This window comes from Pseudomonas sp. QLc11A, from assembly GCF_052112305.1.
GTDB lineage: Bacteria > Pseudomonadota > Gammaproteobacteria > Pseudomonadales > Pseudomonadaceae > Aquipseudomonas > Aquipseudomonas laurylsulfatiphila.
Map to the genome: position 1 here is coordinate 1 of NZ_JAVAJJ010000065.1, position 331 is coordinate 331.

The 331-nt window shown below is 54.1% G+C and carries 1 pseudogene; it reads right to left on the reverse strand.

The features are described 5' to 3' along the window. Positions 1-146: 146 nt before the first annotated feature. Positions 147-331 (reverse strand): annotated as a pseudogene (locus Q8X48_RS29905) (hypothetical protein); the annotation flags it as partial.

Sequence of the window (331 nt, forward strand, 5' to 3'; positions counted from 1 at the left end):
GGTGTGGCTTGATCGTGTGATCAATGCAAAACCCTGTGGGAGCGGGCTTGCCCGCGAAGGCGGGCGCACAGACAACATACTTTTCAAATTGATAATAAAAAACCCGGAAGCTCTCACTGTCCGGGTTCTTATCATTCCAGCAGCAATCAGCGGTTGAACCGCTCCACCAACGAATACTGGGTATTCGCAGTCTTGGTCAGCTCTTCACTCAACAACGCCGAGTTCTGCGCCTGTTCCGAGGTCTGGTCCGCCAGCGCCGAGATGTTACTCCCACAGTGATCTGTGGTGTGGCTTGATCGTGTGATCAATGCAAAACCCTGTGGGAGCGGGC